Here is a 26377-nt window from a genome sequence, read left to right as displayed (position 1 = left end):
TCAAAGGCTACAGCGCGCCGAAGCCCTCGTGCAATCGCGGTCGCGGCGCTTCGTGTCGCTTCAGGCTTGCGGCCGAGCTTCCGCGGCAACCACCGCCGGCGGCAGGATTTCCGGCTCCAGCGTTTTTTGCTCTTCCGGCAGCTTGAGCAGCATCTTGAGCAGGCGCGCGATCGTTTCACGCATTTCCAGCCTGGATACGACCATGTCGACCATGCCGTGCTCCATCAGATATTCGGAGCGCTGGAAGCCATCGGGCAGTTTCTCGCGGATCGTCTGTTCGATGACGCGCGGTCCGGCAAAGCCGATCAGCGCGCCGGGCTCAGCGATGTGCACGTCGCCCAGCATGGCGTAGGAGGCGGTCACGCCGCCCGTGGTCGGGTTGGTCAAAACGACGATGTAGGGCAGGCCGGCTTCCTTCAGCCGGTCGACACCGACCGTTGTCCGCGGCAATTGCATCAGGGACAAAATACCTTCCTGCATGCGGGCGCCGCCGGAAGCGGCAAAAAGGATCAGCGGCCGCTTGCGCTGCAGGGCCACTTCGAAGCCGTGCACGATGGCGTCGCCGGCGGCCATGCCGAGCGAGCCGCCCATGAAGGCGAAGTCCTGCACCGTGACCACAACCGGCAGACCCTCGACGGTGCCCAGCGCATTGATGATCGCGTCCTCAAGGCCGGTCTTGGCCTTGGCGTCCTTCAACCGGTCGACATAGCGCTTCTCGTCGCGGAATTTCAGCGGATCCTGCATGACCTTGGGGTTGTCCAGGGTCTCGTATTTGCCGCCATCGAAGAAGAATTTCAGCCGCTCCTTGGCCGAGATCTTCATGTGATGGCCGGACGAGGGAATGACGAACTGGTTCGATTCCAGATCCTTGTGGAACACCATCTCGCCGGTCTCCGGATCCTTGATCCAGAGATTCTCGGGCATGTCGGTGCGCCGGCCGAGCATCGAATTGATCTTCGGGCGAACGTAATTGGTGATCCAGTTCATCGCTTCGGCTCCTGTCCTGACGAAGAGTTGCTAATGCATGTCGCCCAAAAGTGGGAACCGGTTTTGGGATAACGACATGCACAAGACCTGACGTAGGGAACTATTCGGCAGCAGCAAGGCGGGCCGAGCGCACGCCTTGCGCCAGCCCGCTGACCAGCGTGGCGACGGCCTCGGCCGGGTCGGCGGTCTTTTCGCCCTTCGGTCCCAGCACATTGGCCACCGCATTGACGATCGCGGTGCCGACGACGACGCCGTCGGCATTGGCGCCGATCACCCGGGCCTGCTCGGCGGTCTTGACGCCGAAGCCGACGCAGACCGGCAGGTCGGTGTGGCCCTTGATGCGCTTGACCGCCGCCGCCACCTTGCCGGTGTCGGCCAGCGCCGAGCCGGTGATGCCGGTCATCGACACGTAATAGACGAAGCCCGACGTGTTCTGCAGCACCTTGGGCAGGCGTTTGTCGTCGGTCGTCGGCGTCGCCAGCCGGATGAAGTTGATGCCGGCTTTCAATGCCGGAATGCACAGTTCCTCGTCCATCTCCGGGGGCAGGTCGACGACGATCAGCCCGTCGATGCCGCTGGCGATCGCGTCCTTGAGGAAGCGGTCGACGCCATAGATGTAGATCGGATTGTAGTAGCCCATCAGCACGATCGGCGTTTCATTGTCGCCGGCGCGGAAGTCGGCCGCCATCTTCAGCGTCTTGGCCAGCGTCTGACCGCCTTTCAGCGCCCGCAAGCCCGCCGCCTGGATCGCCGGGCCGTCGGCCATCGGATCGGAGAACGGCATGCCGAGCTCGATAATATCGGAACCTGCGCCCGGCAACGCCTTCATGATCGACAAAGAGGTGTCGTAGTCGGGGTCGCCGCCCATGAAATAGGTGACGAGCGCCGGGCGGCCTTCGTTCCTGAGCTTCGCCATGCGGCGGTCGATGCGGGTGGCCATGATCAGATCTCCATGCCCAGCATCGAAGCCACCGTGTGCACGTCTTTGTCGCCACGGCCGGACAGGTTGACGATGACGATCTGATCCTTGTCCATGGCAGGCACGATCTTCACCGCATGCGCGATGGCGTGCGCCGATTCCAGCGCCGGGATGATGCCTTCGACGCGCGTCGTCAGCTTGAAAGCCTCCAGCGCCTCGTCATCGAGAATGGGTACATATTCGACCCGGCCTGAATCGCGCAGCCAGGAATGCTCCGGCCCGACGCCGGGATAGTCGAGGCCGGCCGAGATCGAATGGCCGTCCATGATCTGGCCGTCGGAATTCTGCAGGAGATAGGTGCGGTTGCCATGCAGCACGCCCGGCGCGCCGGCATTCATCGAGGCGCAATGCTCGATGCCGTCGAGACCGCGACCGCCGGCTTCGATGCCGATGATGCGGACCTCCTTGTCGTCGAGGAAGGGATGGAACAGGCCGATGGCGTTCGAACCACCGCCGACAGCGGCGATGATGGTGTCGGGCAGCCGGCCTTCCTGCTCGAGGATCTGTGCCCGCGCCTCGATGCCGATCACCGACTGGAAGTCGCGCACCAGCTCCGGATAGGGATGCGGGCCGGCGGCGGTGCCGATCAGGTAATAGGTGTCCTCGACATTGGTGACCCAGTCGCGCAACGCCTCGTTCATGGCGTCCTTCAGCGTGCCGTGGCCGGCGGTCACCGGGCGCACTTCGGCGCCGAGCAGCTTCATGCGGAAGACGTTCGGGCTTTGCCGGGCAACGTCTGTGGCGCCCATGTAGACGACGCAGGGAAAGCCGAAGCGGGCCGCAACCGTGGCCGAGGCCACGCCGTGCTGGCCGGCGCCGGTCTCGGCGATGATGCGCTTCTTGCCCATGCGCTTGGCCAGCAGGATCTGGCCGAGGCAGTTGTTGATCTTGTGCGAACCGGTGTGGTTCAAATCCTCCCGCTTGAAGTAGACCTTCGCGCCGCCCGCGATGCCCCTGGCCGAGGAAACCTCACGAAGATGCTTCGTGAGGCCTTCGGCGAAATAAAGCTTCGACGGCCGTCCGGCATAGTGGGTCGACAGGTCAGTCAGCTCAGCCCTGAAATCCGCATCGTTCTTGACCTCGTTCCAGTGCCGCTCCAGATCGAGGATCAGCGGCATCAGCGTTTCGGCAACGAAACGACCGCCGAAAATGCCGAACATGCCCTGTTCGTCGGGCCCGGTGCGGAAGGAATTGGGTGTCGCCGGCTTGTTCATCGCCGATCTCCTGGCATCTTGACTATGAGGCATGTCCTTGTCGGAAAACCGGTTCCCACTTTTCCGGGACATGCTCTGGTTTGAGGCACCACTAGGCTGCGCGGGTGTTCCGCGCGGCCCTGACGGCCCGGAAAAACTGTTCGATCAGCGCCGGATCCTTGACGCCCGGCGCGCTTTCCACGCCTGAAGAAATGTCGATCCCAAGCGGGTTGGCAAGCCGAAGGGCATCGCCGATATTGGCGGCGTTGAGCCCACCGGAAAGCATGTAATCGACGCCGCCGTCAAGGCCGGCGAGAATGCGCCAGTCGAAGGCAACACCATTGCCGCCCGGCAGTTCGGAGCCTTTCGGCGGCTTGGCGTCGAACAGGAACCGGTCGGCTATGCCGATGAATGGCTTCATTCGTTCGAGATCGGCGGCCTCGCTGAGCGGCAGCGCCTTCATCACCGGCAGGCCATAGCGGGCTTTGACCTCGGCGACGCGCTCGGGCGTTTCCGCGCCGTGCAGCTGCAGCATGTCGGGCTGCATTTTGGCAACGATTTCATCCAGGAAGGCGTCGCCGGCATCGACGGTGACGGCAACCGCCATCGCCTTGCCGCGCGCGGCCTCGCGCAGACGGCCAGCCTCGGCAGGTTCGACATAGCGCGGGCTTTTGGCGAAGAAGATAAACCCGACATGGCTGGCGCCGCCGGCCAGCGCCGCGGCCATTGCCGCGTCGGTCTTCAAGCCGCAGATTTTGATGTCGAGTGCCATGGCGCGGGAATTGGCATGAAAAGCGATAAGAGTCGAGAAAAAGCATGCTGTTTGCCGGCACGGCCAAAGGCGCTACCTATGGATGGACAGGACGCAAGGCGGGAGCACGATCATGGCCGACAGAACCGTAGCCGAACTCAGGCAGAAGATTGCGCAGGCGCGCGAGGTCATCGCGCACCTGATCGACAAGGCCGCCTTCAATGGCGCCGAGGCGCACCGCGCGCTCGACTATTTCGGCGGCGATGAGTTCGACGGCAATTTCCTGCCGTGGCCGCATCATGGCGATGAGGGGTTGCGGCCCGAAGACTTGAACGCCGCCAACGACGATTGAGCGATCTACTCGAACATGATCGCCTGCAGCGCACCGCCATTGCGCTTCAGCCAGTCCTTGCAGCGATCGGTGTCGGGGCAGAGCTTTTCGCACAGTTTCCAGAATTTCGGGCCGTGGTTCATCTCCTTGAGATGCGCCACTTCATGCGCGACGAGATAGTTGATGACCGGCGACGGCGCCATCATGATGCGCCAGGAAAAGGACAGATTGCCTTCGGAGGTGCATGACCCCCAGCGGCTTGACGTGTCCTTGAAGCGGATCGCCTTGGCGCGCTTGCCAAGCGCCTCGGTGTGCTTGGCCACCAGCTTCTCGATTTCCTTCTTGGCCTCGCGCTTGAGGAAATCGGCGAGGCGGCGCGGCAGATGTATGCGGTCGCCATGCACGATCAAGAGCGGACCACGTTCGTCGCGCGACACGGTGACGGTGCCGCGCTTTGACGGTTCATGGACGATGCGGTGCGGCACGCCGCGCACCGGGATCCTGATGCCGGGCCGCACCTGCGGCCGCGTCGGCACCTTGGCCAGTCGCTGCTCCAGCCAGTCCTGATGCCGCTCGAGGAACCTGTCCACTTCGCCGCGGCGCAGGCCTGGCGGCACGGTGATGCGCAGACCCTGGCCGCCTGAATCGATACGCAGCGTCATTCGGCGCGCCCTGGCGCTCTCGACGATCTTGAGCGGCAGCGTGCGACCGGCGACGCAATATTCGCGCTCCACGACAGGCGTGGGCTTGGGCTTTGTCAGATTGCGAAAGAAGCCGAGAGTCATGGCGGGACGATACGCGATTCGAGAAAAACGACTAGAACAAAAAAGAAACGGCGCCGCTCGCGCGACGCCGTTTTTTCACGATGTGACCAGTCGCCGGATCTCAGTCGTCAAGCAGGTTCGAACCCTTGCCACGCTTGGTGGTCGTCGTTCCGGTGCTCGGATCGGTCTTCGTCGGCGCCGTCGACTTGTTGCGGTTGGCCATGAAGCGGTCGAACTCGTCCTGGTCCTTGGCGCGGCGCAATTCGCGGGCGTATTCGTCGAACTGGGTCAGCATCTCGTCGAGCTTGCGGCGCTCTTCGTTCAGCCGCTCAAGTTCCTTTTCGCGCCAGTCGTCGAAAGCGACGTTGCCGGTGCGGGCGGAACCATTGCCCCAGCGCGCGGCCTTGTCGGAACCGCGGCGGCAACCGGCGAAGATGCCGTCGGTCGCGCGGTTGACGTCACGCTTGAAGCCATCGAGGCGGTCGCCCCAGATGATGTAGGCGAGCATGGCGAAGCCGAGTGGCCAGAACACCATGAAACCCACAACCATCAACGCGATGGTTGCCGGCGTCCAGGCCGGACGGATCAATGCGGATGTGTTCATTTTCTCCCATTCCTTCGGTTGGAGACAGCCAAACCCGGCTGCGTGGAATCGAAATGGGAAGAGAAAAACGGCGATTCAAGACAATGTCCGCCAAATCCGGACAAGCATCTGAAATGTTTATCGCTTTTTGATCATATCGAGGAAAAGCACGACCAGCCCGGCAATCAGGCCCCAGAATGCGGCGCCAACGCCGAACAGCGTCAGACCCGACGCGGTGACGACAAAGGTGACGGTGGCGGCCATGCGATCCGCCTCTTCCTTCAGCGCGATAGAAAGCGCGTTGGCGAGCGACGCCATCAGCGCCAGGCCCGCCACCAGTACGATCAGGCTCTGTGGCAGCACCGCGAAGATCGCCACCAGCGAAGCGCCGAAAATCGCAAAGATGAGATAGGCGAGCGCATAGAACGGCCCGGTCTTCCAGCGCTCGGCGGGGTCGGGGTGGACGTCCGGCCCGGTGCAGATCGCCGCCGAGATCGCCGCCAGATTGGTGGTCGAGCCGCCGAACGGCGCCGACAGCAGCGAAAACAGGCCGGTGACGCCGATCAGCGGGCCGGGCTCCGGATGGTAGCCGGCGGCGCGCAGCACGGCGAGGCCGGACAGGTTCTGCGAAGCCATGGTGACGAGATAGAGCGGCAGTGCCAGCCCGATCACCGCCTTGGCGGTGAAATCAGGCGCAATCAGCGTCAGCGTCGACAGTTCCGGTGTCGGCAGGCCGCCGACACGGCCGGTGAGGAAAGCGGCAAGGCCACCGCCGATCAGCACCGCCAGCACCGACAGCGCCGGGTTGAACAGGCGGATGACGAAGAAGGCTGCAATCAGCGGCAGGATCAGCCACGGGTCGATGGGAATGGTCTTCACCGCATTGAGCGCGAAGGTGACGACGATACCGGCCAGCATGCCCGAGGCGACGGAAGGCGGAATTCTCGAGATCAGCTTCGTCAGGGGCCGAAACAGCCCGGTGGCGATCAGAAGGACGCCGGTGACGATGAAGGCGGCGACGGCCTCACCCATCGAAAAGCCGCTCGATGCCGCGATCAGCGCCAGGCCCGGCGTCGACCAGGCGGTGATGACTGGCATTTTCGTGCGCCATGACAGCCACAGGCTCTCGATCGCCATGGCCAGGCAGATCGTCGTCACCCAGCTTGCCGTCTCGATCTGCGTCGCGCCGACTGCATTGGCGGCGGCGATGACGATGGCCAGCGTGCCGCCGAAGCCGACGATCGCCGCGACGAAGGCGGATATCGGAATGGAAAGGCGCATCAGTTTCCCCTCTGCGCCATCGCATCGACGGCCCGCACCAGCATGTCGAGATCCTGCGGTCGCGACAGGCGATGGTCGCCGTCAGGGATCAGCGACAGGGTCACGTCGTCGGCGGGCAGCAGGCTGACCAGCTTCAGTGCATGGCTTGCCGGCACATCCGCATCGGCCAGGCCCTGCAGGATATGCACCGGGCAATGGGTGTCGATCGGGCCTGTCATAACCCGGTTGTCGCGCCCGTCCTCGATCAGCACGCGTGTGTAGATGTAGGGTTCCGTGGAATAGTCCGACGGCTCTTCGAAGAAGCCTTTTTTGGCGAGATCGCGCTTCTGCGCCTTGGTCAGCACCGGCTCGATCAGTTCAGCGGTAAAATCCGGTGCCGGCGCCAGCAGCACCAGGCCGGCGACGTTGCTGTCATCAGCCTTGCGCAATTCCTGCACCATGCGCAGCGCGATCCAGGCGCCCATCGAGGAGCCGACCAGGATCTGTTTGCCCTTGGTGAAATGCCGGAACACGGCAAGGCTTTGTGCAAGCCATGTCGAAATCGTGCCGTCGGCAAAGGCGCCGCCGGATTCGCCATGGCCGGAATAATCGTGGCGCAGAAAGGCGCGGCCTTCTTTTGCCGCCCAGTCCGACAGCGTCTGCGCCTTCGCGCCCAGCATGTCCGACTTGTAGCCGCCGAGCCAGACGATGCCGGGCGCAGAGCCAGCAGTATGGCGCACCGCGATGCGCGATCCATCGACATCCATAAAGACGGGGGGCGTTGCGGTCATGGCTTTTTCCTCAGGCCCTCTTCTGGCGCGGGATTCTTGTGGCACGGTCGGTGGCGTGGCGAAAAGTGCTCACTATGTTCTTTGTTTGGTGCAGGGCAGCGATCAGGGTGATTTTCTGTCAATGCTGTGCTATTGACTCCGCCCGCGCGCTCACCACATTGGCGCGTCCATGCATCAACACTGACAAATCCTGAACGAAACGGCCAAGGAGACCACGACCATTCGCAGACCTTTCAAAGCAGCGGCGCCGACCAAGGATGGCCCGCGCTCCAACCGTGACATCCGGGTTCCCCGGGTCCAGCTTATCGACGCCGAAGGCCAGAACCGCGGCGATGTTTCCATCAACGACGCATTGCTGCTGGCCGAAGAGGCCGGGCTCGATCTCGTCGAGATATCGCCCAACGCGGTGCCCCCCGTCGTCAAGATCCTTGATCTCGGCAAGTTGAAATACGCCAACCAGAAGAAGGCGGCCGAGGCGCGCAAGAACCAGAAGGTCATCGAGATCAAGGAGATCAAGATGCGCCCGAACATCGACAGCCATGACTATGAGACCAAGATGAAGGCGGTTCGCCGCTTCTTCGAGGAAGGCGACAAGGTCAAGCTGACGCTGCGCTTCCGTGGCCGCGAGATGGCGCATATGGAACTCGGCATGCAGCTTCTGAACAAGGTCCGCGAGGAAGTGGCGACGATTGCCAAGGTCGAAGCGGAACCGAAGCTCGAAGGCCGCCAGATGATGATGGTGCTGTCGCCGCGCTAAGATCTGCATCGGCGCGTATCTAGGATCACGATGACGTCAGGCTTGGCCATCGCGCTTAAATCCGCCTGAATCACATCGCAAGGCGTCCCGGCGATCGGCGGGACGCCTTCTTCTTGTTCAGACGCTGCGATCGCCGGCAAAATTCCTGACGATCGGATTCACTATGGTCGATGAAGTCAAGGTTTCGGACGTGGACTTCAAACACGGGCTGGGCAATTACCAGCATATGCGCCGGATAGTGCTTGCCGTTCTCGTGGTCGTGCTGTTTGCAGCATTGCTATTTGGCCAATCGACGTTTCCGCCCGACACAGCCGTGCACGAGACGATCGAAATGTTCGGCGTGCTGCTGATTTTCCTCGGCATCGTGGGCCGCCTTTGGGCGACACTCTACATAGGCGGGCGCAAATCGTCCGAGGTGGTGACTGGCGGGCCTTACTCGATCACCCGCAACCCGCTCTATGTGTTCTCGACCGTAGCCGCAGCCGGTGTCGGCGCGCAGATCGGTTCGTTCTCCGGTATCATCCTCTTCGGGCTTTTGTGCGCGGGGGCGTTCCATATCGTCATCCTGCGCGAGGAGAAGTTCCTCAAGGAAGCGCTCGGCGCGCCGTATCAGGCCTATCTGGCGCGGGTGCCGCGCTTCTTCCCAAAACTGTCGCTCTACCAGGAGGGCGATACCGGAAACTTCAAGCCGCGCCTGCTGTTGACCACGCTGCTCGACGGCCTGGTGTTTCTGATCGCGCTGCCGGCCTTCGAATTGATCGACGGCGCCCAGCTGTCAGGCATGTTGCCGGTCTGGTTCACGCTGCCCTGACGAGGACACAGCGCCGCATCTCCACAGGTGTTGCGCGCGGGCCGTCTTTGACGTATAGCACCGCCGTTCAAGAAAACCGCCCGGCAGGGCATGCCGTGGCGGTTTCATTTGCTTTTCGGGCTTTGGTCGGCCTGAAGCGAACAAGAAGCGCGATAGTGCGCCAACAATACGGAGTAGCAAAATGCCCAAGATGAAGACCAAATCGGCCGCCAAGAAGCGGTTCAAGATCACAGGTACGGGTAAAGTCCTGTCGGCTGCGGCCGGCAAGCGTCACGGCATGATCAAGCGTTCCAACAAGTTCATTCGAAATGCCCGCGGCACGATGGTTCTGGCTGAACCGGATGGCAAGAAGGTCATCAAGAATTTTCTGCCGAACGGCCTCTAAGGCATTCGGTCCGGACACGCATTTGTTTTACGCAATTCCGAACGGAAAACCGCAAGGCACTTTTCCTGGAATTGCTTTTAAGGAGATCATGACATGGCACGCGTAAAAAGAGGCGTCACTTCGCACGCCAAGCACAAGAAGGTCCTGAAAGCCGCGAAAGGCTTCTACGGCCGCCGCAAGAACACCATCCGCATCGCCAAGCAGGCGGTGGAAAAGTCGCTGCAATACGCTTACCGCGACCGCAAGAACCGCAAGCGCTCCTTCCGCGCGCTGTGGATCCAGCGTATCAACGCCGCGACCCACGAGCATGGCCTGACCTATGGCCGCTTCATCGACGGCCTCAACAAGTCGGGCATCGAGATCGATCGCAAGATCCTGTCGGACATGGCCATCCACGAGCCGCAGGCTTTCGCGGCCCTGGTCGCCAAGGCCAAGGTGGCGCTCGAATATCTGAAGAACACCACGCCGAACGCTTTTGAAAGCGCTGTCGCCTAAGACCAGCGCTTCCCAAGCATTCGCAATTCTGATTTGGGGAACCCGCGCTGGCACGGCTGGCGCGGGTTTTTCTTTTGCCTGATCCTTGGAGTGATTTCACTTTAGGAGTGACTTTCACTTTGAGGCCGACCTCCCAACGCAGCGAGTTTGACCGTGAACGACGCAACCACTGGCCTGGATACGCTTGAAAACTCACTTCTGGCCGAGATCGCCTCGGCCGCCGATGAGCCGGCCATCGAGGCCGTGCGCATCGCTGCTTTCGGTAAGAAGGGCAGCGTGTCCGAGATGCTGAAGACACTTGGCGCCATGACCGCCGAGGAGCGCCAGATCAAAGGCCCGGCCATCAACGGCCTCAAGAACCGCGTCACCGACGCGCTGACTGCCCGCAAGGCTGAGCTCAAGGATGTGGCGATCACCGCCCGCCTCGCCGCCGAAAAGGTCGACGTGACGTTGCCGGTGCGGCAGTCGCCGGCCGAGCGCGGCCGTATCCATCCGATCAGCCAGGTCATCGACGAGATTGCCGCGATCTTCGGCGACCTCGGGTTTTCCATCGCGGAAGGTCCCGACATCGAGACCGACTATTACAATTTCACCGCGCTGAATTTCCCCGAAGGCCATCCGGCGCGCGAGATGCACGACACCTTCTTCTTCCAGCCGGACGAGAAGGGCGAGCGCAAGCTTTTGCGCACGCACACTTCGCCGGTGCAGATCCGCACCATGGAAACGAAGAAGCCGCCGATCCGCATCGTCATTCCTGGCAAGACGTACCGGCAGGATTCGGACGCCACCCACTCGCCGATGTTCCATCAGGTCGAGGGGCTGGTGATCGACAAGACGGCCAACGTTGCCAACATGAAATGGGTGCTGGAGGAGTTCTGCAAGGCCTTCTTCGAGGTGCCGCAGGTCAAGATGCGCTTCCGGCCGTCCTTCTTCCCGTTCACCGAGCCAAGCCTCGAGGTTGACATCCAGTGCGATCGCTCGCGGCCCGGCGAAGTGCGCTTCGGCGAAGGCTCCGATTGGATGGAGATCCTCGGCTGTGGCATGGTGCATCCCAACGTGCTGCGCCATGGCGGTCTCGATCCGGACGAATATCAGGGTTTTGCCTGGGGCATGGGCATCGACCGCATCGCCATGCTGAAATATGGCATGCCGGACCTGCGCGCCTTCTTCGATGCAGACGTGCGCTGGCTGTCGCATTACGGCTTCCGGCCGCTCGACATGCCGACTTTGTTCGGAGGCCTGAGCGCATGACAGCGCCCTATGCCGGCGACTGCCGCTGCGGCGCCGTGCGGTTCGAGGCCTCTGCCGAACCGCATCACGTCAGCTACTGCCATTGCGGCGATTGCCGGCGGGCCAGCGGCGCGCCGGTGTCGGCCTTTGTCGGCTTCCTGGTCGATCAGGTCGCCTTCACCGGCAAGGCGCTGAAGATGTATGAGAACGGCCCGGTGACGCGCTCTTTCTGCGGCACCTGCGGCTCACCCATCGCCTATGTCGACGAGCGGCTGGAAGAAGACATCTACTTCATGCTCGGCGCCATGGACATGCCGGCCGATTTCCAGCCGACGCTGCATGCCTATATCGGCGAGCAGCTTGCCTTCCTGCATATGTCCGACGACCTGCCGAGACATCTGAAATCAAGCGTCAAAAGACCAGACGGAACAGCCCCATGAAATTCACCCTCTCCTGGCTCAAGGACCACCTCGAGACCGACGCCACGCTCGACGAGATCGTCGAGCGGCTGACTTCGATCGGCCTCGAAGTCGAGCATGTCGACGACAAGTCGAGCCTGAAACCATTCGTCATCGCCAGGGTGCTGACGGCGGTTCAGCATCCCGATGCCGACCGGCTGCGCGTGCTGACCGTCGACACCGGCGACGGCAAGCCTCCGGTGCAGGTCGTCTGCGGCGCGCCAAACGCCCGCGCGGGCCTGATCGGCGCCTTTGCCGCGCCCGGCACCTATGTGCCCGGCATCGACGTAACGCTGACGGTCGGCAAGATCAGGGGCGTCGAAAGCCACGGCATGATGTGTTCCGAGCGCGAGCTGGAGCTCTCCGACGAACACAATGGCATCATCGATCTGCCTGAGGATGCGCCGGTCGGCACCAGCTTCGCCGCCTATGCGCACATCGACGATCCGGTCATCGAGATCAACTTGACGCCGAACCGGCCGGATGCCACCAGCGTCTACGGCATCGCCAGGGATCTGGCGGCGAGCGGGCTTGGCCGCCTCGTCGGCGGCGCCATCATGCCGCATGTCGGCAATGGCATGTGTCCGGTCAAGGTGACGATCGAAGCGCCGGAGCTTTGCCCCGGCTTCGCGCTCAACTTGGTCAAGGGCGTCAAGAATGGACCCTCGCCAAAATGGCTGCAGCAGCGGCTGATCGCCATTGGGCTGAGACCCATCAGCGCACTGGTCGACATCACCAACTACGTCACCTTCGACCGCGGCCGCCCGCTGCATGTGTTCGACGCCAGCAAGGTTGCCGGCAATCTCGTCGTGCGCCGCGCGCGCGATGGTGAAAAGGTGCAGGCGCTCGACGGCCGCGAATACACGCTGACGCCGGAAATGTGCGTCATCGCAGATGACAACGGCGTCGAGTCGATCGCCGGCGTCATGGGCGGCGAGCATTCGGGCTGCGACGAGAACACCTCAGATGTGCTGATCGAATCCGCCCTTTGGGATCCGATCACCACGGCGCGCACCGGCCGCACGCTCGGCATCATTACCGACGCGCGCTACCGTTTCGAGCGCGGCGTCGACCCCGAATTCATGGTTCCGGGCGTCGAACTGGCGACGAAACTGGTGCTCGATTTCTGCGGCGGCACGCCGACCGAAATGGAGGTCGTCGGTTATGCCGGTCACACGCCGAAGATCGTTTCCTTCCCGCTTTCGGAAGTGAAGCGGCTGACCGGCATCGAAGTTCCCAGCGCGGAAAGCCTCGACATCCTGTCGCGCCTCGGCTTCAAGCCGGAGGGCTCGGGCGATGTCGTCGATGTCGCCGTGCCGTCCTGGCGCCCCGACGTCGATGGCAAGGCAGACCTGGTCGAGGAGGTCATGCGCATCCACGGTGTCGACAACATCGCACCGCAGCCGCTCGGTGCGCATGACGCGGTCAATGCAAAGATCCTCACCACGCTGCAGGTCCGTACCCGCACAGCCAAGCGCGCGCTTGCCGTGCGCGGCATGATGGAAGCCGTTACCTGGTCGTTCATTCCGGCCAAGCATGCCGAGCTGTTCGGCGGCGGCCAGACCGCGCTGAAGCTTGCCAACCCGATCGCCGCCGATATGTCCGACATGCGGCCCTCGCTGCTGCCGGGGCTGATCGCGGCTGCCCAGCGCAACGCCGACAAGGGTATTGGCGACGTGGCGCTGTTCGAAGTGTCGGGCACCTATGAGGGCGACGGCGCCGACCAGCAGCGGCGCGTCGCCGCCGGCGTGCGTCGCGGCACCGCCAAGCTCGACGGTTCCGGCCGCAACTGGGCCGGCAATTCCGGTCCAGTCGGCGTGTTCGACGCCAAGGCCGATGCGATCGCCGCACTGGAAGCCTGCGGTGCGCCTGTCGACCGGCTGCAGATCGAGGCCGGCGGCCCGGCCTGGTATCATCCCGGCCGTTCCGGCACGATCAAGCTCGGCCCGAAAACCGTGCTCGGAACTTTCGGTGAATTCCATCCGAAGACGCTGGAAGGGCTCGATGTTTCCGGCCCGCTGTGCGGCTTCGAGGTCTTCGTCGATGCCGTGCCTGAACCGAAGGCCAAGCCGACGAAAACCAAGCCGAAACTGGAACTGTCGCCCTTCCAGGCGGTCAAGCGCGATTTCGCTTTCGTCGTCGACAAGTCGGTCGAGGCCGGCACGCTGGTGCGCGCAGCGCTCGCCGCCGACAAGAAGCTCATCACCGCCGTCTCGGTCTTCGATATTTTCGAAGGCGCTTCGCTGGGCGAGGGCAAAAAATCGATCGCCATCGAAGTGTCGATCCAGCCGGTCGAAAAGACGCTCACCGACGAGGATTTCGAGGCGTTGGCCAAGCGCATCATCGAGAATGTCGGCAAGCAGACCGGGGGCGTTCTGCGGGGCTAAAAAACTTGCGAGCAGATGGCGAATCGCCCTCCAAAGGGCGATGGACCATCTGCGGTATTCCGGCCTTCCCCTTGAAGAACAGCGCGCGGCGTTTCTCGCCATCGTGTCTGCCGACCCGCTGTTATGCGACGCGGTGGCGCGGGCTCGCACGCTCGACCTGCCGGACTGGCTGGTGGTATCCGGCGCTCTCTACAACAGCATCTGGAACCACCTGACCGGCAAACCGTCGGGCTACGGCATCAAGGATGTTGATCTTTTCTACTTCGATGACAGCGACCTGTCCTATGAGGCCGAGGACGCGGTGATCCGCCGGGCGGAGAAGCATTTCGAGGGGCTGGCGTTGCCGGTCGAGGTGCGCAACCAGGCGCGGGTGCATCTGTGGTATCCGCAGAAGTTCGGACGGCCGTGCCCGCGCTATTCGAGCGCCAGCGAATCCGTCAGCCATTTTGCCTCGAAGACGCACGCCGTCGGGGTTCGATACGACGCTGACGGGCAGCTCGAGATCGTGGCACCGTTTGGTCTTGACGACATTTTCTCGTTTCGCATCACGCCGAACCGGGTGATGGACAATCAGCGCACGCATGAGGCGAAGGGTAAGCGTGCAAGGGAGAACTGGCCGGAGATTAGTGTCGAGCCTTGGTAAAAATGTCGGCAGGGCAGAGGGGGGGCGCTTCACGTCAGCGTCCCCACCTTCTGCACCGCGCTGCGTACGAAAAAGGGGCGCGCGGCGCCCCTTCCGATTACTCACCAGTTTTCAACCATTGACCAGCGTCAGCTCCTTCTCCGCATAGCGCCTACCGACCACCTTGTCGGGCGACAGCGCGTCACCAATCGCCTGCACCTCGACCGCGCTCAGCGCGATCCCGGCAGCCGCCGCATTCTGCTCCAGATGGCGTATCCTTCTTGCGCCGGGGATCGGCACGATGAAATCGCCCTGGTGCAGCACCCAGGCCAGCGCCAGTTGGGCCGAAGTTACCCCCTTTTCAGCTGCCAGCTTTTCCAGCGTCGCGATGACAGCGGCGTTGGCTTCCATCGCCTCGGCCTGGAAGCGCGGCAAGGTCCGGCGCCAGTCGTCGTCGCTCAGCGCCTCGGGCTTGGCGATCGTGCCGGTCAGCAGGCCACGGCCGAGCGGGCTGTAGGGAACAAAACCGATGCCGAGTTCGCGGCAGACGGCGAACACCTCGTCTTCCGGGTCGCGGCTCCACAGCGAATATTCGCTCTGCACGGCAGCAATTGGATGCACGGCATGGGCCCGGCGGATGGTCGCCGCACTCGCCTCCGACAGGCCGAGCGCGCGCACCTTGCCCTCGCGCACCAGCTCGGCCATGGCACCGACCGTGTCCTCGATCGGCACGTTGGGGTCGACACGGTGCTGGTAGTAGAGGTCGATCACATCCGTGCCGAGCCGCTTCAGCGACGCCTCGGCGACCGCCTTGACGTGCTTGGGGCGGCTGTCGACGCCGGCCATGCGGTCGAGGCCTGTACCTTCCTCCAAAATCCTGAAGCCGAATTTTGTCGCGATCGTCACCTTGTCACGCGCGGACTTCAGCGCCTTGCCGAGCAGGATCTCGTTCTCGAAAGGGCCATAGACCTCCGCCGTGTCGAAGAAGTTGATGCCGATATCGATGGCGCGGTGCAGCGTGGCGATTGCGTCGGCTTCCGCCTGGCCGCCATAGGCGAAGCTCATGCCCATGCAGCCGAGGCCGACGGGGTAGACATTCAATTCAGTTCCTAGTTTGCGGGTTTGCATAACGCGTCTCCTTGTTGCGATGCGGGAGAAATAGCGCCTTGCCTTGTGTTCGATAATCGGCTCTCATTTGCACGGGCTGTACTAAAAGATAGATCAATGAATCGCGCGCATCTTTCCCAACTGGCCGTGCTGGCAACCGTTGCCCAATGCGGCAGCTTTCGCGGCGCGGCCAGGGAATTGGCCATCGCGCCTTCGGCGGTCAGCCATGCGGTGTCCAGCCTAGAGGCGCGGCTTGGCGTTCGGCTGCTGGCGCGCAGCACACGCAGCGTCGCGCCGACCGAAGAAGGTGCGCAGTTGCTGGAACGGCTGCGGCCGGCGCTGTCGGAGATCGATCTGGCGCTGGAGACGGCAATCGAGACACGCGACCGGCCGGCCGGCAATCTGCGCCTGACCGTGCCGCGCACCGCAGCCCATTTGGCGCTGACGCCACGGTTGGGCGCCTTTGCGTCGGCCTATCCCGATATCGTGCTGGAGATCGTCATCGAGGACCGTTTCACCGACGTGGTGGAAGGGGGCTTCGATGCTGGCGTCAGGCTAGGCGAGAGCCTGCAGCGCGACATGATCGCGGTGCGCATCGGGCCGGACCTTCGCGGCGCGGTGGTCGGCGCCCCGGTCTATTTCGAGGTCAACCCCAAGCCGCGTCACCCGCGCGACCTGGCTGACCACCGCTGCATCCGCTTCCGCTTCTCCAGCGGCATCCTCTACCGCTGGGAGTTCGAGAAAGGCCGCGAGGCGATCGAGATGGCGGTGGAGGGACCGCTGATCCTCGACGAGGACCATTTGATCGCCCAGGCGGCGGTCGACGGCGCTGGGCTCGCCTTCGTCTTTGAGGATTATGTCCGCGCGCCGCTCGCCGACGGCAGGCTGATCCGTGTGCTGGAGGACTGGTGCCCCTCCTTCGACGGCTTCTTCGTCTATTATCCGAGCCGCCGGCAGATGCGCCCGGCGCTCCGGGCGTTTGTCGATTTCTTCAAGGTGAGTGGATAGAGCGGGCTCGCCCCTCCCCTTGTGGCCCTCCGGAGGGAGAGGAAGGGAGTCAGGCTCGGCGAACTCGCGCCTTTCGTCTCCCTCCGGAGGGCCCTGATGGGAGTCCGAAGGACGGGCGAGATCGGCGGCTCGCCCCGGTAGGTCGGCTGAGGGACGGGGTGGGTAGCGCCTTACGAGACCCCCACCCCGCTTCGCAAAAGCCGCTTCGCGGCATTTGCTGCGCGACCCTCCCCACAAGGTGGAGGGTGAAGCGCGCGGGAAGAAAGCCGAACCAACATTCGTTCACTCCCCATGCAAACATCGATCACCAACAGCGCCACCCGCTATGGCTGGGGCGCGATCCTTCTCCACTGGCTGATTGCGCTCATTTTCATCGGCCAGTTCGGGCTCGGCTTCGTCATGGTGCGGCTGACCAGCCAGCGCACCGCCTTCGAGCTGATCCAACTGCACAAATCTTTCGGCTTCCTGCTGCTCGGGCTTGTGTTGCTGCGCATCGCCTGGCGTCTTGGCAATGCAACGCCGGCGCTGCCGCGCTCGGTCGGAACCCTGGAGCGTCGGGCAGCACCGTTGGCCCATCTTGCGCTCTACGCGTTTCAGCTTGCCTTGCCCTTGTCCGGCTGGGCGCTGGTGTCGGTCTCGATGCTGGAGATCCCCAGCCTGCCGTTCAACCTGTTCGTCATGCCGAACCTGCCGCTGGCCGAATCGGATGGTGCCGAGAGCTTCTGGGCGGCGGCACATTGGTATCTCGCCTATGCCGGCATGACGCTTGTGGCTCTCCACGTCGCGGCGGCGCTGCGGCATCATTTCCAGCTCAGGGATGGCGTGCTCACGCGCATGGTCACGCCTTCGTCACATTCGGAATAGAGCGAGCGGTTCATTCGTTCATGGAGTGAGGGCGCAAGAAATGCGCTGCCTCCAACAAGGAACATCCTCATGTACACGCGCATACTCGGATTTGCGGCGGTCGCCGCTTGCCTTGCCATGCCTGTTTCTGCGGCCGTCGCGCTGGGTGACGCCGCCGGCAGCTATTCGATCAGCCCGGTCAGCTCCAGCATCCGCTTCTCCATCGGCAAGGTCGGCGGCGGCGGCCTCAATGGCACCTTCGCCCGCTTCAAGGGCTCGATCCGCATCGACAACAGCGATGTCGGGCGCTCAGCTGTCAATTTCACCATTTTTCCCGAAAGCGTCGGCACCGGCCAGGGCCGTATCGATGCCTTCCTGCGCTCCGACGCGGTGTTTGATGCCGCCAACAGCCCGGAAATCCAGTTCCGCTCTACCAGCGTGACCCGAACCAGCGACACCACGGCTCTGGTCAGCGGCCGGCTGACGGCGCGCGGCAAGACGTTCCCGGAAAAATTCACGGCCGAGCTCGGCGGTCTCAAGGCCGGCATGATCAAATTCCATGTCACCGGCAAGGTGCTGAGGTCGCGCTACGGCATGGATGTCGGCACGCCGATCTATTCCAACATCGTCGACTTCGACATGACGCTGACCGGCAAAAGGGGCTGACCTCGTCATTGGCTTTTCCGGCGATTTCGGGCAAACCTCGTCGCCTGTAATCGTGATGGAGAAGCCTGATGTTCCGATGGGGTGTGTTGTCGACGGCCAAGATCGGCCGCGAGCATTTGTTGCCGGCGATGGTCGAGGCGGAGAATGGCGTGCTGTCGGCGATCGCCAGCCGCGACCTGTCGAAGGCCAAGGCGCTGGCCGACCGCTTCGGTGCACGCCATGCCTTCGGCTCCTATGAGGAACTGCTCGCCTCGAAAGAAGTAGACGGCGTCTACATCCCGCTGCCGACCTCGCAGCATGTCGAGTGGGCGGCCAAGGCCATCGAAGCCGGCAAGCATGTGCTGGTCGAAAAGCCGCTGGCGCTCGACGCCAAGGACATCCTGCCGCTGATCAAGCTGCGCGACCAGAAAAAGGTGCTGGTCTGCGAAGCCTTCATGGTCATCTACCACCCGCAATGGATCAAGGTGCGCGAGCTCATCGCCAGCGGCGCCATCGGCCGGCTGCGCCATGTGCAGGGCGCGTTCTCCTACTACAACGTCGACCCCAGCAACATGCGCAACCAGCTCGACCTCGGCGGCGGCGCGCTGCCCGACATCGGCGTTTACCCGACCGTGTCGACGCGCTTTTCCACCGGCAAGGAGCCGCTGCGCGTGCAGGCGACGATCGAGCGCGACAAGACATTCGGCACCGACATCTACTCCTCGATCCGTGCCGATTTCGGTGACTTCGAGCTGTCGTTCTATCTGTCGACGCAGATGGCGGCGCGCCAGGTGATGGTGTTCCACGGCGAGAAGGGTTTCATCGAGTTGTTCTCGCCTTTCAATGCCGGGCTCTACGACCACCACCGCGTCGAACTGCACAACCAGAACCACACCGAGGCGCAGGTTTTCCGCTTTCCCGGCACGCAGCAGTACCGGCTGGAGGTCGAGACCTTCGCGCGCGCGGCACAGGGCGGCAAGGAGCGCGTCTTCACGCTGGAGGAATCGGTGCTCAACCAGAAAGTCATCGACGCCATCTTCCGCGCCGGCGGCAAAGAAGGCTGGGAGACCGTCTGAATTCCTCGCATTGAAATAGCCGGCTAATTCTGGGAGGAAAAATGGCTGACGATGCGGACGTGATCATTGTCGGCGCCGGCCTTGCAGGGCTGGTTGCCGCCGCCGAGCTCGCCGAGGCCGGCAAGAAAACCATCATCGTCGACCAGGAGCCGGAGCAGTCGCTCGGCGGCCAGGCATTCTGGTCGTTCGGCGGCCTTTTCCTCGTCGATTCGCCCGAGCAGCGGCGCATGCGCATCCGCGATTCGCATGACCTGGCGCTGGAAGACTGGCTGGGCACCGCGGCTTTCGATCGGCCCGAGGATTTCTGGCCGCGCAAATGGGCGGAAGCCTATGTCGGCTTTGCCGCCGGCGAAAAACGCTCCTGGCTGATACAGCGCGGCCTGAAATTCTTTCCCGTGGTCGGCTGGGCCGAGCGAGGCGGCGGCAATGCCATCGGCCACGGCAATTCGGTACCGCGCTTCCACATCACCTGGGGCACGGGCCCCGGCGTTCTCGAACCTTTCGTACAGCGCGTGCGCGAGGCGCAGAAGCGCGGACTGATCAGTTTCAAATTCCGCCATCGGGTCGATGAATTGACCCGCACGGGTGCGACTGTCGACGGGGTGCGCGGCGACATCCTGCAACCGAGCACCGCCGAGCGCGGCCACAAGAGTTCGCGCGAAATATCGGGAGATTTCGAGCTTCGCGCGCAAGCCGTGATCGTCGCTTCCGGCGGCATCGGCGCCAACCATCAGCTTGTACGGGAAAACTGGCCGCAGCGGCTGGGCGCGGCGCCCAAGCGCATGATCACCGGCGTGCCCGACCACGTCGACGGCCGCATGCTGGCGATCACGGAACGGGCCGGCGGCTCGATCATCAACCGCGACCGCATGTGGCACTATGTCGAGGGCATCAAGAACTGGGCGCCGATCTGGACCGACCATGCGATACGCATCCTGCCCGGCCCATCATCGCTGTGGCTCGATGCGCGCGGCAAGCGCCTGCCGGTGCCGCTCTATCCCGGCTTCGACACTCTGGGCACGCTCTCCCACGTCATGAGCACCGGCTTCGACTACTCCTGGTTCATCCTGACCAAGAAGATCATCCAGAAGGAGTTCGCGCTGTCGGGCTCCGAGCAGAACCCCGATCTGACCGGCAAGAGCTGGCGCCAGGTGCTCGGCCGCGCCACATCGGGCATTCCGGGCCCCGTCAAGGCGTTCATGGAAAAGGGCGAGGACTTCATCGTCGAGGCCGATTTGCCGGCGCTGGTCGCGCGCATGAACGCGCTGGCCGGCGGCGAGGCGCTGCTTGAGGTGGCTCAAGTCGAGCGCGAGATCCACGCCCGCGATAGGCAGCTCGACAACCTGTTCTCCAAGGATATGCAGATCACCGCTCTGCGCGGCGCGCGCGCCTATCTCGGCGACCGGCTGATCCGCACGGCCAAGCCGCACAAGATGCTCGATCCGGCAAATGGCCCGCTGATCGCGGTGCGGCTTAACATCCTGACCCGCAAGACGCTGGGCGGCCTGCAGACCGATCTCGACAGCCGCGTGCTGGGGGCAGATGGCCAGCCGGTAGCCGGGCTCTATGCCGTCGGCGAAGCCGCCGGTTTCGGCGGCGGCGGCGTGCATGGCTATGCGGCGCTCGAAGGCACCTTCCTCGGCGGCTGCATCTTTTCCGGCCGCAGCGCCGGCCGGGCAGCGGCTGCCTCGGTGGCGTGAAGGGGCGTCACTTGGTCCTCAGAGTTTGGCCGCGATCACCAGCGCCAGTCGCCCTGTCCAAGCGCGGTCACCGCACCGACGATCCGGGTGAAGCTGGTGCGGGCGCGGCCAACCGTGTGCCGGGCTCTGAGATAGCCGTGCACCAATCCCGGCTCCTCGAACCACGTCGCGTGGCCACCTGCCGTGATGATCAGGTCGCGATAGGTCTCGCCATCCGATGACAGCGGGTCGCATTCGGCGGTGATCAGCACTGTCTCCGGCAAGTTGGAGAAATCGGTGTCGGCAAGCGGGGCCAGCGTCGCATCGCCGCTACGGTCTTGCCCTCCAGTGCGAATGTGCTTGTAGAATTCGAGATCGCGCACGGTCAGCATCGGCGCTTCGGCGTGCTTGACATAGGAGCCTTTCGAGCGGTTTCCGCCGAGGCCGGGATAGATCAGCACCTGGCCGACCGGCCTTTTCGAATGGCCGCGCGTGGCGTGACTGACGGCGGCGCAGAGATTGCCGCCGGCGCTGTCGCCGCAGAGCACGATAGGATGATCGCGATTGGCGGCGGCCCATTCGAAGGCGCTCATGGCATCGTCAAAGGCGGCTGGATGCAAATGTTCCGGCGCCAGCCGGTAATCTACGGAGACCACCTCATAGCCTGTGCGCGAGCACAGCTCCGCGCAAACATCGTCATGGCTGTCCAGCCCACCAAGGATGAAGCCACCGCCATGGACATAGAGCACCGTCACGCCTGCCTGAAGTGGGCTTCGGTAGATACGGATCGGGATATCGTGCGTCGGCGTTGCAATGGCGGAGGTTTCGACAGCGACGCCCTCGGGGTAGCCGGCAAAGAATTCCCGGCACATGCGGTCGTAAATCTCGCGCTGCTGCACGATCGTGTAGTCGATCGTATCGGGCGGGTAATAGGAATTGGTGCGCTCGATGAAGGCCCAGGTCTCGGCGTCGATGAGCTTGATGTAGTCGGTCATGGGTGCTGGAGAGGCGGCCAAGGCTGAGCCTGGGCGCCCCCCTCTGTCCTGCCGGACATCTCCCCCTCAAGGGGGGAGATCGGATGTTGCGAAGGCTTTCGCCAACCTTCGGCGTCGCAAGAAGAGTGCAGAGATCGAAGCTGCCAATCTCCCCCCTTGAGGGGGAGATGTCCGGCAGGACAGAGGGGGATAAGCGCCGTCATTTCGGCAACAATCCTCACTTCCCCTTCCACACCGGCTCCCGCTTCTCCGCAAAAGCGCGAAAACCCTCCATATTGTCCTCGGAGCCATAGAGCGCATCGACCGTCGGCAATTGCCGGCGGGTCACCTTGTTCATGGCGTCCTGGAAGGTCAGCGCCTCGGCCACGCGCGCCGTCTCCTTGATCGCGGCAAACACCAGCGGTGGGCCGCCTGCGAGCAGCCGGGCGATCTCCCAGACGCGATCTTCCAGCTTTTCCTTGGGCAGCACTTCGTTGACCAAGCCCCAGCGATGCGCTTCAGCGACATCCATCCAGCGGCCGGTGAGCAGAAGGTCCATGGCGACATGGTAGGGGATGCGCTTCGGCAGCTTGATCGTCGCCGCGTCGGCCAGCGTGCCGGCTCGGATCTCGGGCAGCGCGAAGGAGGAATGATCGGAGGCGTAGATGAGGTCGCAGGACAGCGCCAGCTCGAAGCCGCCGCCGACCGCCATGCCGTTGACGCACGCGATGATCGGCTTGTTGAGGTCGCGCAGCTCCTGCAGGCCGGCAAAGCCGCCGACGCCATAGTCGCCGTCGACCGCATCGCCGCCGGCAGCTGCTTTGAGGTCCCAGCCCGCGCAGAAGAACTTGTCGCCAGCGGTCTTGACGATGGCGACGCGCAATTCCGGATCGTCTCGGAACGCCTTGAAGGTCTCGCCCATCAGCCGCGAGGTCTTCAGGTCGATGGCGTTGGCCTTGGGCCGGTCGAGGGTGACTTCGAGGATGGTGCCCTCGCGGCGGGTCGAAATGACGTCAGACATTCTTGTTCTCTCCCAGCACCAGCAGCGCGTCGGCGATCCAGGCGCCCTTGCCCTCTGCACAGACGATCAGCGGGTTGATGTCGAGTTCTTCGATCTCACCGGCATTCTGCTGCACGAAGGCGGCAATGCCAGAGATAGCATCGATGGCAGCCGCGACATCGGCCTTCGGCCGGCCGCGATAGCCTTCGAGCAACGGGAACAGTTTCAGGCCGCGCAGCGCCGCCTCGATATCGTCGCGGGTCGCCGGCAGCATCAGCGTGACGCTGTCGCGCAACAGCTCGACCAGCACGCCACCAGTGCCGAGCGTCATCACCGCGCCGAACATCGGATCGCGGGTGAAGCCGACGATGAGTTCGGCAACACCGTCGCGCACCATGCGCTCGACATAGAGCCCGGTGCCGAGCGGCAACAGGTTATGCGCTGCGGTGCTGACGGATTCGGCATCCCTGAGATTGAGCCTGACAGCGCCAACTTCGGATTTGTGGGTGACGCCGAGCGCCTTCAACGCGACGGGAAAGCCGAGCGCCATGGACGAAATCACCGCTTCGACGGCATTGGCGGCGCGCTCGCCCTTCGGCACCGGCAGGCCGGCTTTGATCAGCCGTGACTTCGCCTCGGCTTCGTCGGGCGTGACGTGGTCCCCGCCAGAGGCGCCGGAGGCCGACGTGTCGATCGGCTGCGCCTGCGGTTCAGCCCAAGCCCAGCCGATGAAGGCTGCTGCGCCGGCTGCATCCATCGCTTCCGAAATGCCGAACAACGGCACCATGCCGCGCGCCATCAGTTCGGCGGTGTATTCCTCCGGCAGGTTCTCCGGCAGCGAGGAGACGATCGCACCATGCGCCTTGTTGGTCTTGAGCGCCGATTCGAAAGCGCGCAACGTCGCCCACCAGTCGGTGACCGAGCAGCGGTCGGGTCGCGGAAAATCGAGCACCAGCATGTTGAGGTCGAAACCGCCCGACACCATGGCGGTGAAGGTGGCGGTCATCGCCGGCTCGTTGTTCCAGATGAAGGTGTGATAGTCCAAGGGATTGGCGACCGCGACCAGCGGCCCGAGCGTCGATTTGACATGGGCGCGATGGCTGTCGGTCAGCACAGGGAAATTGACCCAGCGGCCTTCGGCGCTGTCGGCCATGACGGAGGCCTCGCCGCCGGAGCAGCTCATCGACGACAGCCTATAGCCGGGCAAAGGTCCGGTGATGTGCAGCAGCTTCAGCGCCTCGATGAAGGCGGGGATCGAATCGACACGCGCAATGCCGAGCCGCCGCAGGAACGCACCCGAGGCCGCGTCCGAGCCGGCGAGCGACGCGGTATGCGAGACAGTCGCTTGCCTGGCCTGTTCGGAACGGCCGACCTTCATGGCGATGATCGGCTTCTTCAGCTCGCGGGCTCGTGCCGCCAGCCGTTCGAAGCCGGCTACCGAATCGAAGGCCTCGATGTGCAGGCCGAGCGACGTGACCCGCTCATCCTCGATCAGGCCGAGCGCCATTTCGGACAGGCCGGTCTGCGCCTGGTTGCCGGCGGTCATCAGGAAGGCGATCGGCAGGCCGCGCTTCTGCATGGTCATGTTGATGGCGATGTTGGAGGACTGGGTGATGATGGCGACGCCCTTGCCGCCCTCGGCCAGTCTTATGCCGCCATGCTGGTCGGGCCACAGCAGCGCGCCGTCGGCATAATTGATCAGGCCGTAGCAATTCGGCCCGATGATCGGCATCTGGCCGGCCGCCGCGACCAGCTCGGCCTGCAGCCGCTCGCCATCATCGTCATAGGCCTCGGTTTCGAGGAAGCCGGCGGCAAAGCAGACGGCGCCGCCGGCGCCGCGTTCGGCCAGCGCCTTGATCACCTCGATGGTCAAATGCCGGTTGACGCCGACAAAGGCAGCATCCGGCGCGCCGGGCAGGTCAGCCACCGAACGATAGGCCTTGCGACCGGCAACCTCGTCCTTGGTCGGATGCACCGGCCAGATCTCGCCGGCAAAACCCATCTTGATCGATTGCGCGACGACGGCTGCAGCCTGCGCACCGCCGAAGACGGCGATCGATTTAGGCCGCAGGAGACGCTCCAGTTTATGCATATGTTATGCCCCGAACGGGCGCAGCAGCGCCCTTGAAATGATGTGGCGCTGGATCTCGGATGTGCCTTCCCAGATGCGCTCGACGCGCGCGTCGCGCCAGATGCGCTCCAGCGGCAGATCGTCCATCAGCCCCATGCCGCCATGGATCTGGATCGCTTCATCGGCAACGTATGCGAGCATTTCGGTGGCCTTCAGCTTGGCCATGGCCATGTCCTGGTCGGTGACGGTGCCCTGATCGTACTTCCAGCCGGCTTCGAACACCATCAGGTCGGCGGCCTTCAATTCGGTCGCCATGTCGGCAAGCTTGAACGATACGCCCTGGAACTTGCCAATCTGCTGGCCGAACTGCTGGCGTTGCGCGGCGTATTCGACGGCATGGCCAAGCGCACGCTCGGCGCGACCGAGGCAGGTGGCGCCGACCTGCAGCCGGGTGGCGCCGAGCCAGGAATTGGCGACGTCGAACCCCTTATGGACTTCGCCCAACACTTGGGCGGCGGGCAGCCGGCAATCGTCGAATTCGAGGATGGCGTTGGTGTAGCCGCGATGCGAGACGTTGCGGTAACCGTCACGGACGGTGAAGCCTTTGGTGCCCTTATCGACGAAGAAGGCGGTGATCTTCTTGCGTTTTCCGCGCGGCGAATCCTCTTCGCCGGAAGCCATGAACACGATGGCGAAGTCGGCGAGGTCGGCGTGGGAGATAAAATGCTTGGTGCCGTTCAGCACCCAGTCGTCGCCATCCTGCACGGCGGTCGCCTTCATGCCGCGCAGGTCGGAGCCGGCGCCCGGCTCGGTCATCGCCAGGCAGTCCCATTTCTCGCCACGGATGCAGGGGAACAGATATTTCTCGCGCTGTTCGGGTGTGCCGGCCAGGAGGATGTTGGAGGGACGCGCCACGCAGGTCCAGTGCAGCGCGTAATTGGCGCGGCCGAGTTCCTTCTCGTAGAGCAGCCAGGTCACCGTATCGAGGCCCGCTCCGCCGACATCGGCCGGCATGTTGGCGGCATAGAGCCCTGCCTCGATCGCCTTTACCTTGATCTCCTCGATCAGGTCGCGGCGCAGCACGCCGGTGCGCTCGACCTCGCGCTCATGCGGGTAAAGCTCGTTCTCGACGAACGCGCGCGTCGTCTCGACGATGAGCTTCTGTTCCTCCGACAGCCCGAAATCCATGC

At 63.6% G+C, this 26377-nt stretch carries 27 protein-coding genes; 14 read left to right on the top strand and 13 right to left on the bottom strand.

Translation table 11 applies throughout. The features are described from left to right. Positions 1-60: 60 nt before the first annotated feature. The 4 genes from accD to LB559_RS23370 form a co-directional block, all read right to left on the bottom strand. Positions 61-987, bottom strand: a complete 927-nt coding sequence (accD, locus tag LB559_RS23385) for an acetyl-CoA carboxylase, carboxyltransferase subunit beta (RefSeq protein WP_013528321.1) — start codon at positions 985-987, stop codon at positions 61-63. A gap of 100 nt (positions 988-1087) precedes the next feature. Further along, positions 1088-1927 (bottom strand): tryptophan synthase subunit alpha, encoded by an 840-nt coding sequence (gene trpA, locus LB559_RS23380; protein WP_013528320.1) that lies wholly within the window; start codon positions 1925-1927, stop codon positions 1088-1090. Between the two features lie 2 nt (positions 1928-1929). After that, positions 1930-3180: a tryptophan synthase subunit beta gene (gene trpB, locus LB559_RS23375; protein WP_224618287.1), complete on the bottom strand. Its 1251-nt coding sequence runs from the start codon at positions 3178-3180 to the stop codon at positions 1930-1932. A 91-nt stretch (positions 3181-3271) separates the two neighbouring features. After that, on the bottom strand, positions 3272-3931 hold the full coding sequence (locus tag LB559_RS23370) for a phosphoribosylanthranilate isomerase (RefSeq protein WP_224675080.1): 660 nt from the start codon (positions 3929-3931) through the stop codon (positions 3272-3274). A gap of 112 nt (positions 3932-4043) precedes the next feature. On the opposite strand from LB559_RS23370, the gene LB559_RS23365 reads away from it, so the two are divergent. Beyond that, positions 4044-4262, top strand: a complete 219-nt coding sequence (locus LB559_RS23365; protein WP_013528317.1) for a hypothetical protein — start codon at positions 4044-4046, stop codon at positions 4260-4262. A 5-nt stretch (positions 4263-4267) separates the two neighbouring features. Here LB559_RS23365 and LB559_RS23360 read toward each other — a convergent pair whose 3' ends face one another. The 4 genes from LB559_RS23360 to LB559_RS23345 form a co-directional block, all read right to left on the bottom strand. Next, positions 4268-5026 carry a M48 family metallopeptidase gene (locus tag LB559_RS23360; protein ID WP_013528316.1) on the bottom strand — a complete coding sequence of 253 codons (759 nt, stop codon included), beginning with the start codon at positions 5024-5026 and terminating at the stop codon, positions 4268-4270. Positions 5027-5126: 100 nt separating this feature from the next. Next, complete coding sequence (locus tag LB559_RS23355; RefSeq protein WP_063169787.1) at positions 5127-5609, bottom strand: DUF2852 domain-containing protein; 483 nt, start codon at positions 5607-5609, stop codon at positions 5127-5129. A gap of 117 nt (positions 5610-5726) precedes the next feature. After that, a complete protein-coding gene (locus LB559_RS23350; protein WP_013528314.1) occupies positions 5727-6869 on the bottom strand; it encodes a benzoate/H(+) symporter BenE family transporter in 1143 nt (380 codons plus the stop codon). Then, a complete protein-coding gene (locus LB559_RS23345) occupies positions 6869-7639 on the bottom strand; it encodes an alpha/beta hydrolase (RefSeq protein WP_224675079.1) in 771 nt (256 codons plus the stop codon). Before LB559_RS23345 ends, LB559_RS23350 begins: the two co-directional genes overlap by 1 nt. A gap of 220 nt (positions 7640-7859) precedes the next feature. Between LB559_RS23345 and infC the strand changes: the two genes are divergently transcribed. The 8 genes from infC (at position 7860) to LB559_RS23305 (ending at position 14805) form a co-directional block, all read left to right on the top strand. Continuing rightward, complete coding sequence (gene infC, locus LB559_RS23340) at positions 7860-8396, top strand: translation initiation factor IF-3 (RefSeq protein WP_013528312.1); 537 nt, start codon at positions 7860-7862, stop codon at positions 8394-8396. Positions 8397-8559: 163 nt separating this feature from the next. Next, entirely contained in the window at positions 8560-9207 is a 648-nt protein-coding gene (locus LB559_RS23335; RefSeq protein WP_013528311.1) for a methyltransferase family protein, read from the top strand. 181 nt (positions 9208-9388) lie between these two features. Continuing rightward, positions 9389-9592: a 50S ribosomal protein L35 gene (rpmI, locus tag LB559_RS23330; RefSeq protein ID WP_006201248.1), complete on the top strand. Its 204-nt coding sequence runs from the start codon at positions 9389-9391 to the stop codon at positions 9590-9592. A gap of 93 nt (positions 9593-9685) precedes the next feature. Continuing rightward, entirely contained in the window at positions 9686-10087 is a 402-nt protein-coding gene (gene rplT / locus LB559_RS23325) for a 50S ribosomal protein L20 (protein ID WP_013528310.1), read from the top strand. Between the two features lie 153 nt (positions 10088-10240). Continuing rightward, positions 10241-11338, top strand: a complete 1098-nt coding sequence (gene pheS, locus LB559_RS23320; RefSeq protein WP_013528309.1) for a phenylalanine--tRNA ligase subunit alpha — start codon at positions 10241-10243, stop codon at positions 11336-11338. Then, positions 11335-11757, top strand: coding sequence for a GFA family protein (locus LB559_RS23315; protein WP_224675078.1), 423 nt, complete (start codon positions 11335-11337; stop codon positions 11755-11757). The genes pheS and LB559_RS23315 overlap by 4 nt, the downstream gene beginning before the upstream one ends. Continuing rightward, positions 11754-14162: a phenylalanine--tRNA ligase subunit beta gene (gene pheT / locus LB559_RS23310; RefSeq protein WP_224675077.1), complete on the top strand. Its 2409-nt coding sequence runs from the start codon at positions 11754-11756 to the stop codon at positions 14160-14162. Before LB559_RS23315 ends, pheT begins: the two co-directional genes overlap by 4 nt. A gap of 40 nt (positions 14163-14202) precedes the next feature. After that, positions 14203-14805 (top strand): nucleotidyltransferase family protein, encoded by a 603-nt coding sequence (locus tag LB559_RS23305; RefSeq protein WP_027161016.1) that lies wholly within the window; start codon positions 14203-14205, stop codon positions 14803-14805. 111 nt (positions 14806-14916) lie between these two features. On the opposite strand, the gene LB559_RS23300 is transcribed toward LB559_RS23305, so the two are convergent. Next, positions 14917-15912 (bottom strand): aldo/keto reductase, encoded by a 996-nt coding sequence (locus LB559_RS23300; RefSeq protein WP_224675076.1) that lies wholly within the window; start codon positions 15910-15912, stop codon positions 14917-14919. A 96-nt stretch (positions 15913-16008) separates the two neighbouring features. On the opposite strand from LB559_RS23300, the gene LB559_RS23295 reads away from it, so the two are divergent. From LB559_RS23295 to LB559_RS23275, 5 genes are all read left to right on the top strand, one after another. After that, a complete protein-coding gene (locus tag LB559_RS23295; RefSeq protein ID WP_224675075.1) occupies positions 16009-16899 on the top strand; it encodes a LysR family transcriptional regulator in 891 nt (296 codons plus the stop codon). Positions 16900-17190: 291 nt separating this feature from the next. Then, positions 17191-17763, top strand: a complete 573-nt coding sequence (locus LB559_RS23290) for a cytochrome b (protein WP_224675074.1) — start codon at positions 17191-17193, stop codon at positions 17761-17763. A gap of 69 nt (positions 17764-17832) precedes the next feature. Continuing rightward, positions 17833-18408 carry a YceI family protein gene (locus LB559_RS23285; protein WP_224675073.1) on the top strand — a complete coding sequence of 192 codons (576 nt, stop codon included), beginning with the start codon at positions 17833-17835 and terminating at the stop codon, positions 18406-18408. Between the two features lie 68 nt (positions 18409-18476). Further along, positions 18477-19463: a Gfo/Idh/MocA family protein gene (locus LB559_RS23280; protein ID WP_013528301.1), complete on the top strand. Its 987-nt coding sequence runs from the start codon at positions 18477-18479 to the stop codon at positions 19461-19463. 41 nt (positions 19464-19504) lie between these two features. Next, on the top strand, positions 19505-21163 hold the full coding sequence (locus LB559_RS23275) for an FAD-binding dehydrogenase (RefSeq protein ID WP_224675072.1): 1659 nt from the start codon (positions 19505-19507) through the stop codon (positions 21161-21163). A gap of 35 nt (positions 21164-21198) precedes the next feature. Here the strand turns inward: LB559_RS23275 and LB559_RS23270 are convergent, their stop codons facing one another. The 4 genes from LB559_RS23270 to LB559_RS23255 all read right to left on the bottom strand — a co-directional run bounded on the left by LB559_RS23270 (position 21199) and on the right by LB559_RS23255 (position 26375). Next, positions 21199-22137 carry an alpha/beta hydrolase gene (locus tag LB559_RS23270; protein WP_063169796.1) on the bottom strand — a complete coding sequence of 313 codons (939 nt, stop codon included), beginning with the start codon at positions 22135-22137 and terminating at the stop codon, positions 21199-21201. Positions 22138-22354: 217 nt separating this feature from the next. Next, the gene (locus LB559_RS23265; protein WP_013528298.1) at positions 22355-23137 is read right to left on the bottom strand and encodes a carnitinyl-CoA dehydratase; all 783 of its coding nucleotides are present in this window, start codon (positions 23135-23137) and stop codon (positions 22355-22357) included. Next, on the bottom strand, positions 23130-25208 hold the full coding sequence (locus LB559_RS23260) for an acetate--CoA ligase family protein (RefSeq protein WP_063169797.1): 2079 nt from the start codon (positions 25206-25208) through the stop codon (positions 23130-23132). Before LB559_RS23260 ends, LB559_RS23265 begins: the two co-directional genes overlap by 8 nt. 3 nt (positions 25209-25211) lie before the next feature. Next, a complete protein-coding gene (locus LB559_RS23255; RefSeq protein WP_224675071.1) occupies positions 25212-26375 on the bottom strand; it encodes an acyl-CoA dehydrogenase family protein in 1164 nt (387 codons plus the stop codon). Positions 26376-26377: the final 2 nt, after the last annotated feature.

This window comes from Mesorhizobium sp. BR1-1-3 (genome assembly GCF_020165455.1).
GTDB lineage: Bacteria > Pseudomonadota > Alphaproteobacteria > Rhizobiales > Rhizobiaceae > Mesorhizobium > Mesorhizobium ciceri.
The sequence above is the reverse complement of the archived record's forward strand: the minus strand, read 5'-3'. Positions and strand labels throughout refer to the sequence as shown.

What these genes read in the sequence shown, in the direction of transcription:
- accD (WP_013528321.1), bottom strand. Translation starts at nt 987, where the DNA reads ATGAACTGGATCACCAATTACGTTCGCCCGAAGATCAATTCGATGCTC.
- trpA (WP_013528320.1), bottom strand. Translation starts at nt 1,927, where the DNA reads ATGGCCACCCGCATCGACCGCCGCATGGCGAAGCTCAGGAACGAAGGC.
- trpB (WP_224618287.1), bottom strand. Translation starts at nt 3,180, where the DNA reads ATGAACAAGCCGGCGACACCCAATTCCTTCCGCACCGGGCCCGACGAA.
- LB559_RS23370 (WP_224675080.1), bottom strand. Translation starts at nt 3,931, where the DNA reads ATGGCACTCGACATCAAAATCTGCGGCTTGAAGACCGACGCGGCAATG.
- LB559_RS23365 (WP_013528317.1), top strand. Translation starts at nt 4,044, where the DNA reads ATGGCCGACAGAACCGTAGCCGAACTCAGGCAGAAGATTGCGCAGGCG.
- LB559_RS23360 (WP_013528316.1), bottom strand. Translation starts at nt 5,026, where the DNA reads ATGACTCTCGGCTTCTTTCGCAATCTGACAAAGCCCAAGCCCACGCCT.
- LB559_RS23355 (WP_063169787.1), bottom strand. Translation starts at nt 5,609, where the DNA reads ATGAACACATCCGCATTGATCCGTCCGGCCTGGACGCCGGCAACCATC.
- LB559_RS23350 (WP_013528314.1), bottom strand. Translation starts at nt 6,869, where the DNA reads ATGCGCCTTTCCATTCCGATATCCGCCTTCGTCGCGGCGATCGTCGGC.
- LB559_RS23345 (WP_224675079.1), bottom strand. Translation starts at nt 7,639, where the DNA reads ATGACCGCAACGCCCCCCGTCTTTATGGATGTCGATGGATCGCGCATC.
- LB559_RS23335 (WP_013528311.1), top strand. Translation starts at nt 8,560, where the DNA reads ATGGTCGATGAAGTCAAGGTTTCGGACGTGGACTTCAAACACGGGCTG.
- rpmI (WP_006201248.1), top strand. Translation starts at nt 9,389, where the DNA reads ATGCCCAAGATGAAGACCAAATCGGCCGCCAAGAAGCGGTTCAAGATC.
- rplT (WP_013528310.1), top strand. Translation starts at nt 9,686, where the DNA reads ATGGCACGCGTAAAAAGAGGCGTCACTTCGCACGCCAAGCACAAGAAG.
- LB559_RS23315 (WP_224675078.1), top strand. Translation starts at nt 11,335, where the DNA reads ATGACAGCGCCCTATGCCGGCGACTGCCGCTGCGGCGCCGTGCGGTTC.
- pheT (WP_224675077.1), top strand. Translation starts at nt 11,754, where the DNA reads ATGAAATTCACCCTCTCCTGGCTCAAGGACCACCTCGAGACCGACGCC.
- LB559_RS23305 (WP_027161016.1), top strand. Translation starts at nt 14,203, where the DNA reads ATGGACCATCTGCGGTATTCCGGCCTTCCCCTTGAAGAACAGCGCGCG.
- LB559_RS23300 (WP_224675076.1), bottom strand. Translation starts at nt 15,912, where the DNA reads ATGCAAACCCGCAAACTAGGAACTGAATTGAATGTCTACCCCGTCGGC.
- LB559_RS23295 (WP_224675075.1), top strand. Translation starts at nt 16,009, where the DNA reads ATGAATCGCGCGCATCTTTCCCAACTGGCCGTGCTGGCAACCGTTGCC.
- LB559_RS23290 (WP_224675074.1), top strand. Translation starts at nt 17,191, where the DNA reads ATGCAAACATCGATCACCAACAGCGCCACCCGCTATGGCTGGGGCGCG.
- LB559_RS23285 (WP_224675073.1), top strand. Translation starts at nt 17,833, where the DNA reads ATGTACACGCGCATACTCGGATTTGCGGCGGTCGCCGCTTGCCTTGCC.
- LB559_RS23280 (WP_013528301.1), top strand. Translation starts at nt 18,477, where the DNA reads ATGTTCCGATGGGGTGTGTTGTCGACGGCCAAGATCGGCCGCGAGCAT.
- LB559_RS23275 (WP_224675072.1), top strand. Translation starts at nt 19,505, where the DNA reads ATGGCTGACGATGCGGACGTGATCATTGTCGGCGCCGGCCTTGCAGGG.
- LB559_RS23270 (WP_063169796.1), bottom strand. Translation starts at nt 22,137, where the DNA reads ATGACCGACTACATCAAGCTCATCGACGCCGAGACCTGGGCCTTCATC.
- LB559_RS23265 (WP_013528298.1), bottom strand. Translation starts at nt 23,137, where the DNA reads ATGTCTGACGTCATTTCGACCCGCCGCGAGGGCACCATCCTCGAAGTC.
- LB559_RS23260 (WP_063169797.1), bottom strand. Translation starts at nt 25,208, where the DNA reads ATGCATAAACTGGAGCGTCTCCTGCGGCCTAAATCGATCGCCGTCTTC.
- LB559_RS23255 (WP_224675071.1), bottom strand. Translation starts at nt 26,375, where the DNA reads ATGGATTTCGGGCTGTCGGAGGAACAGAAGCTCATCGTCGAGACGACG.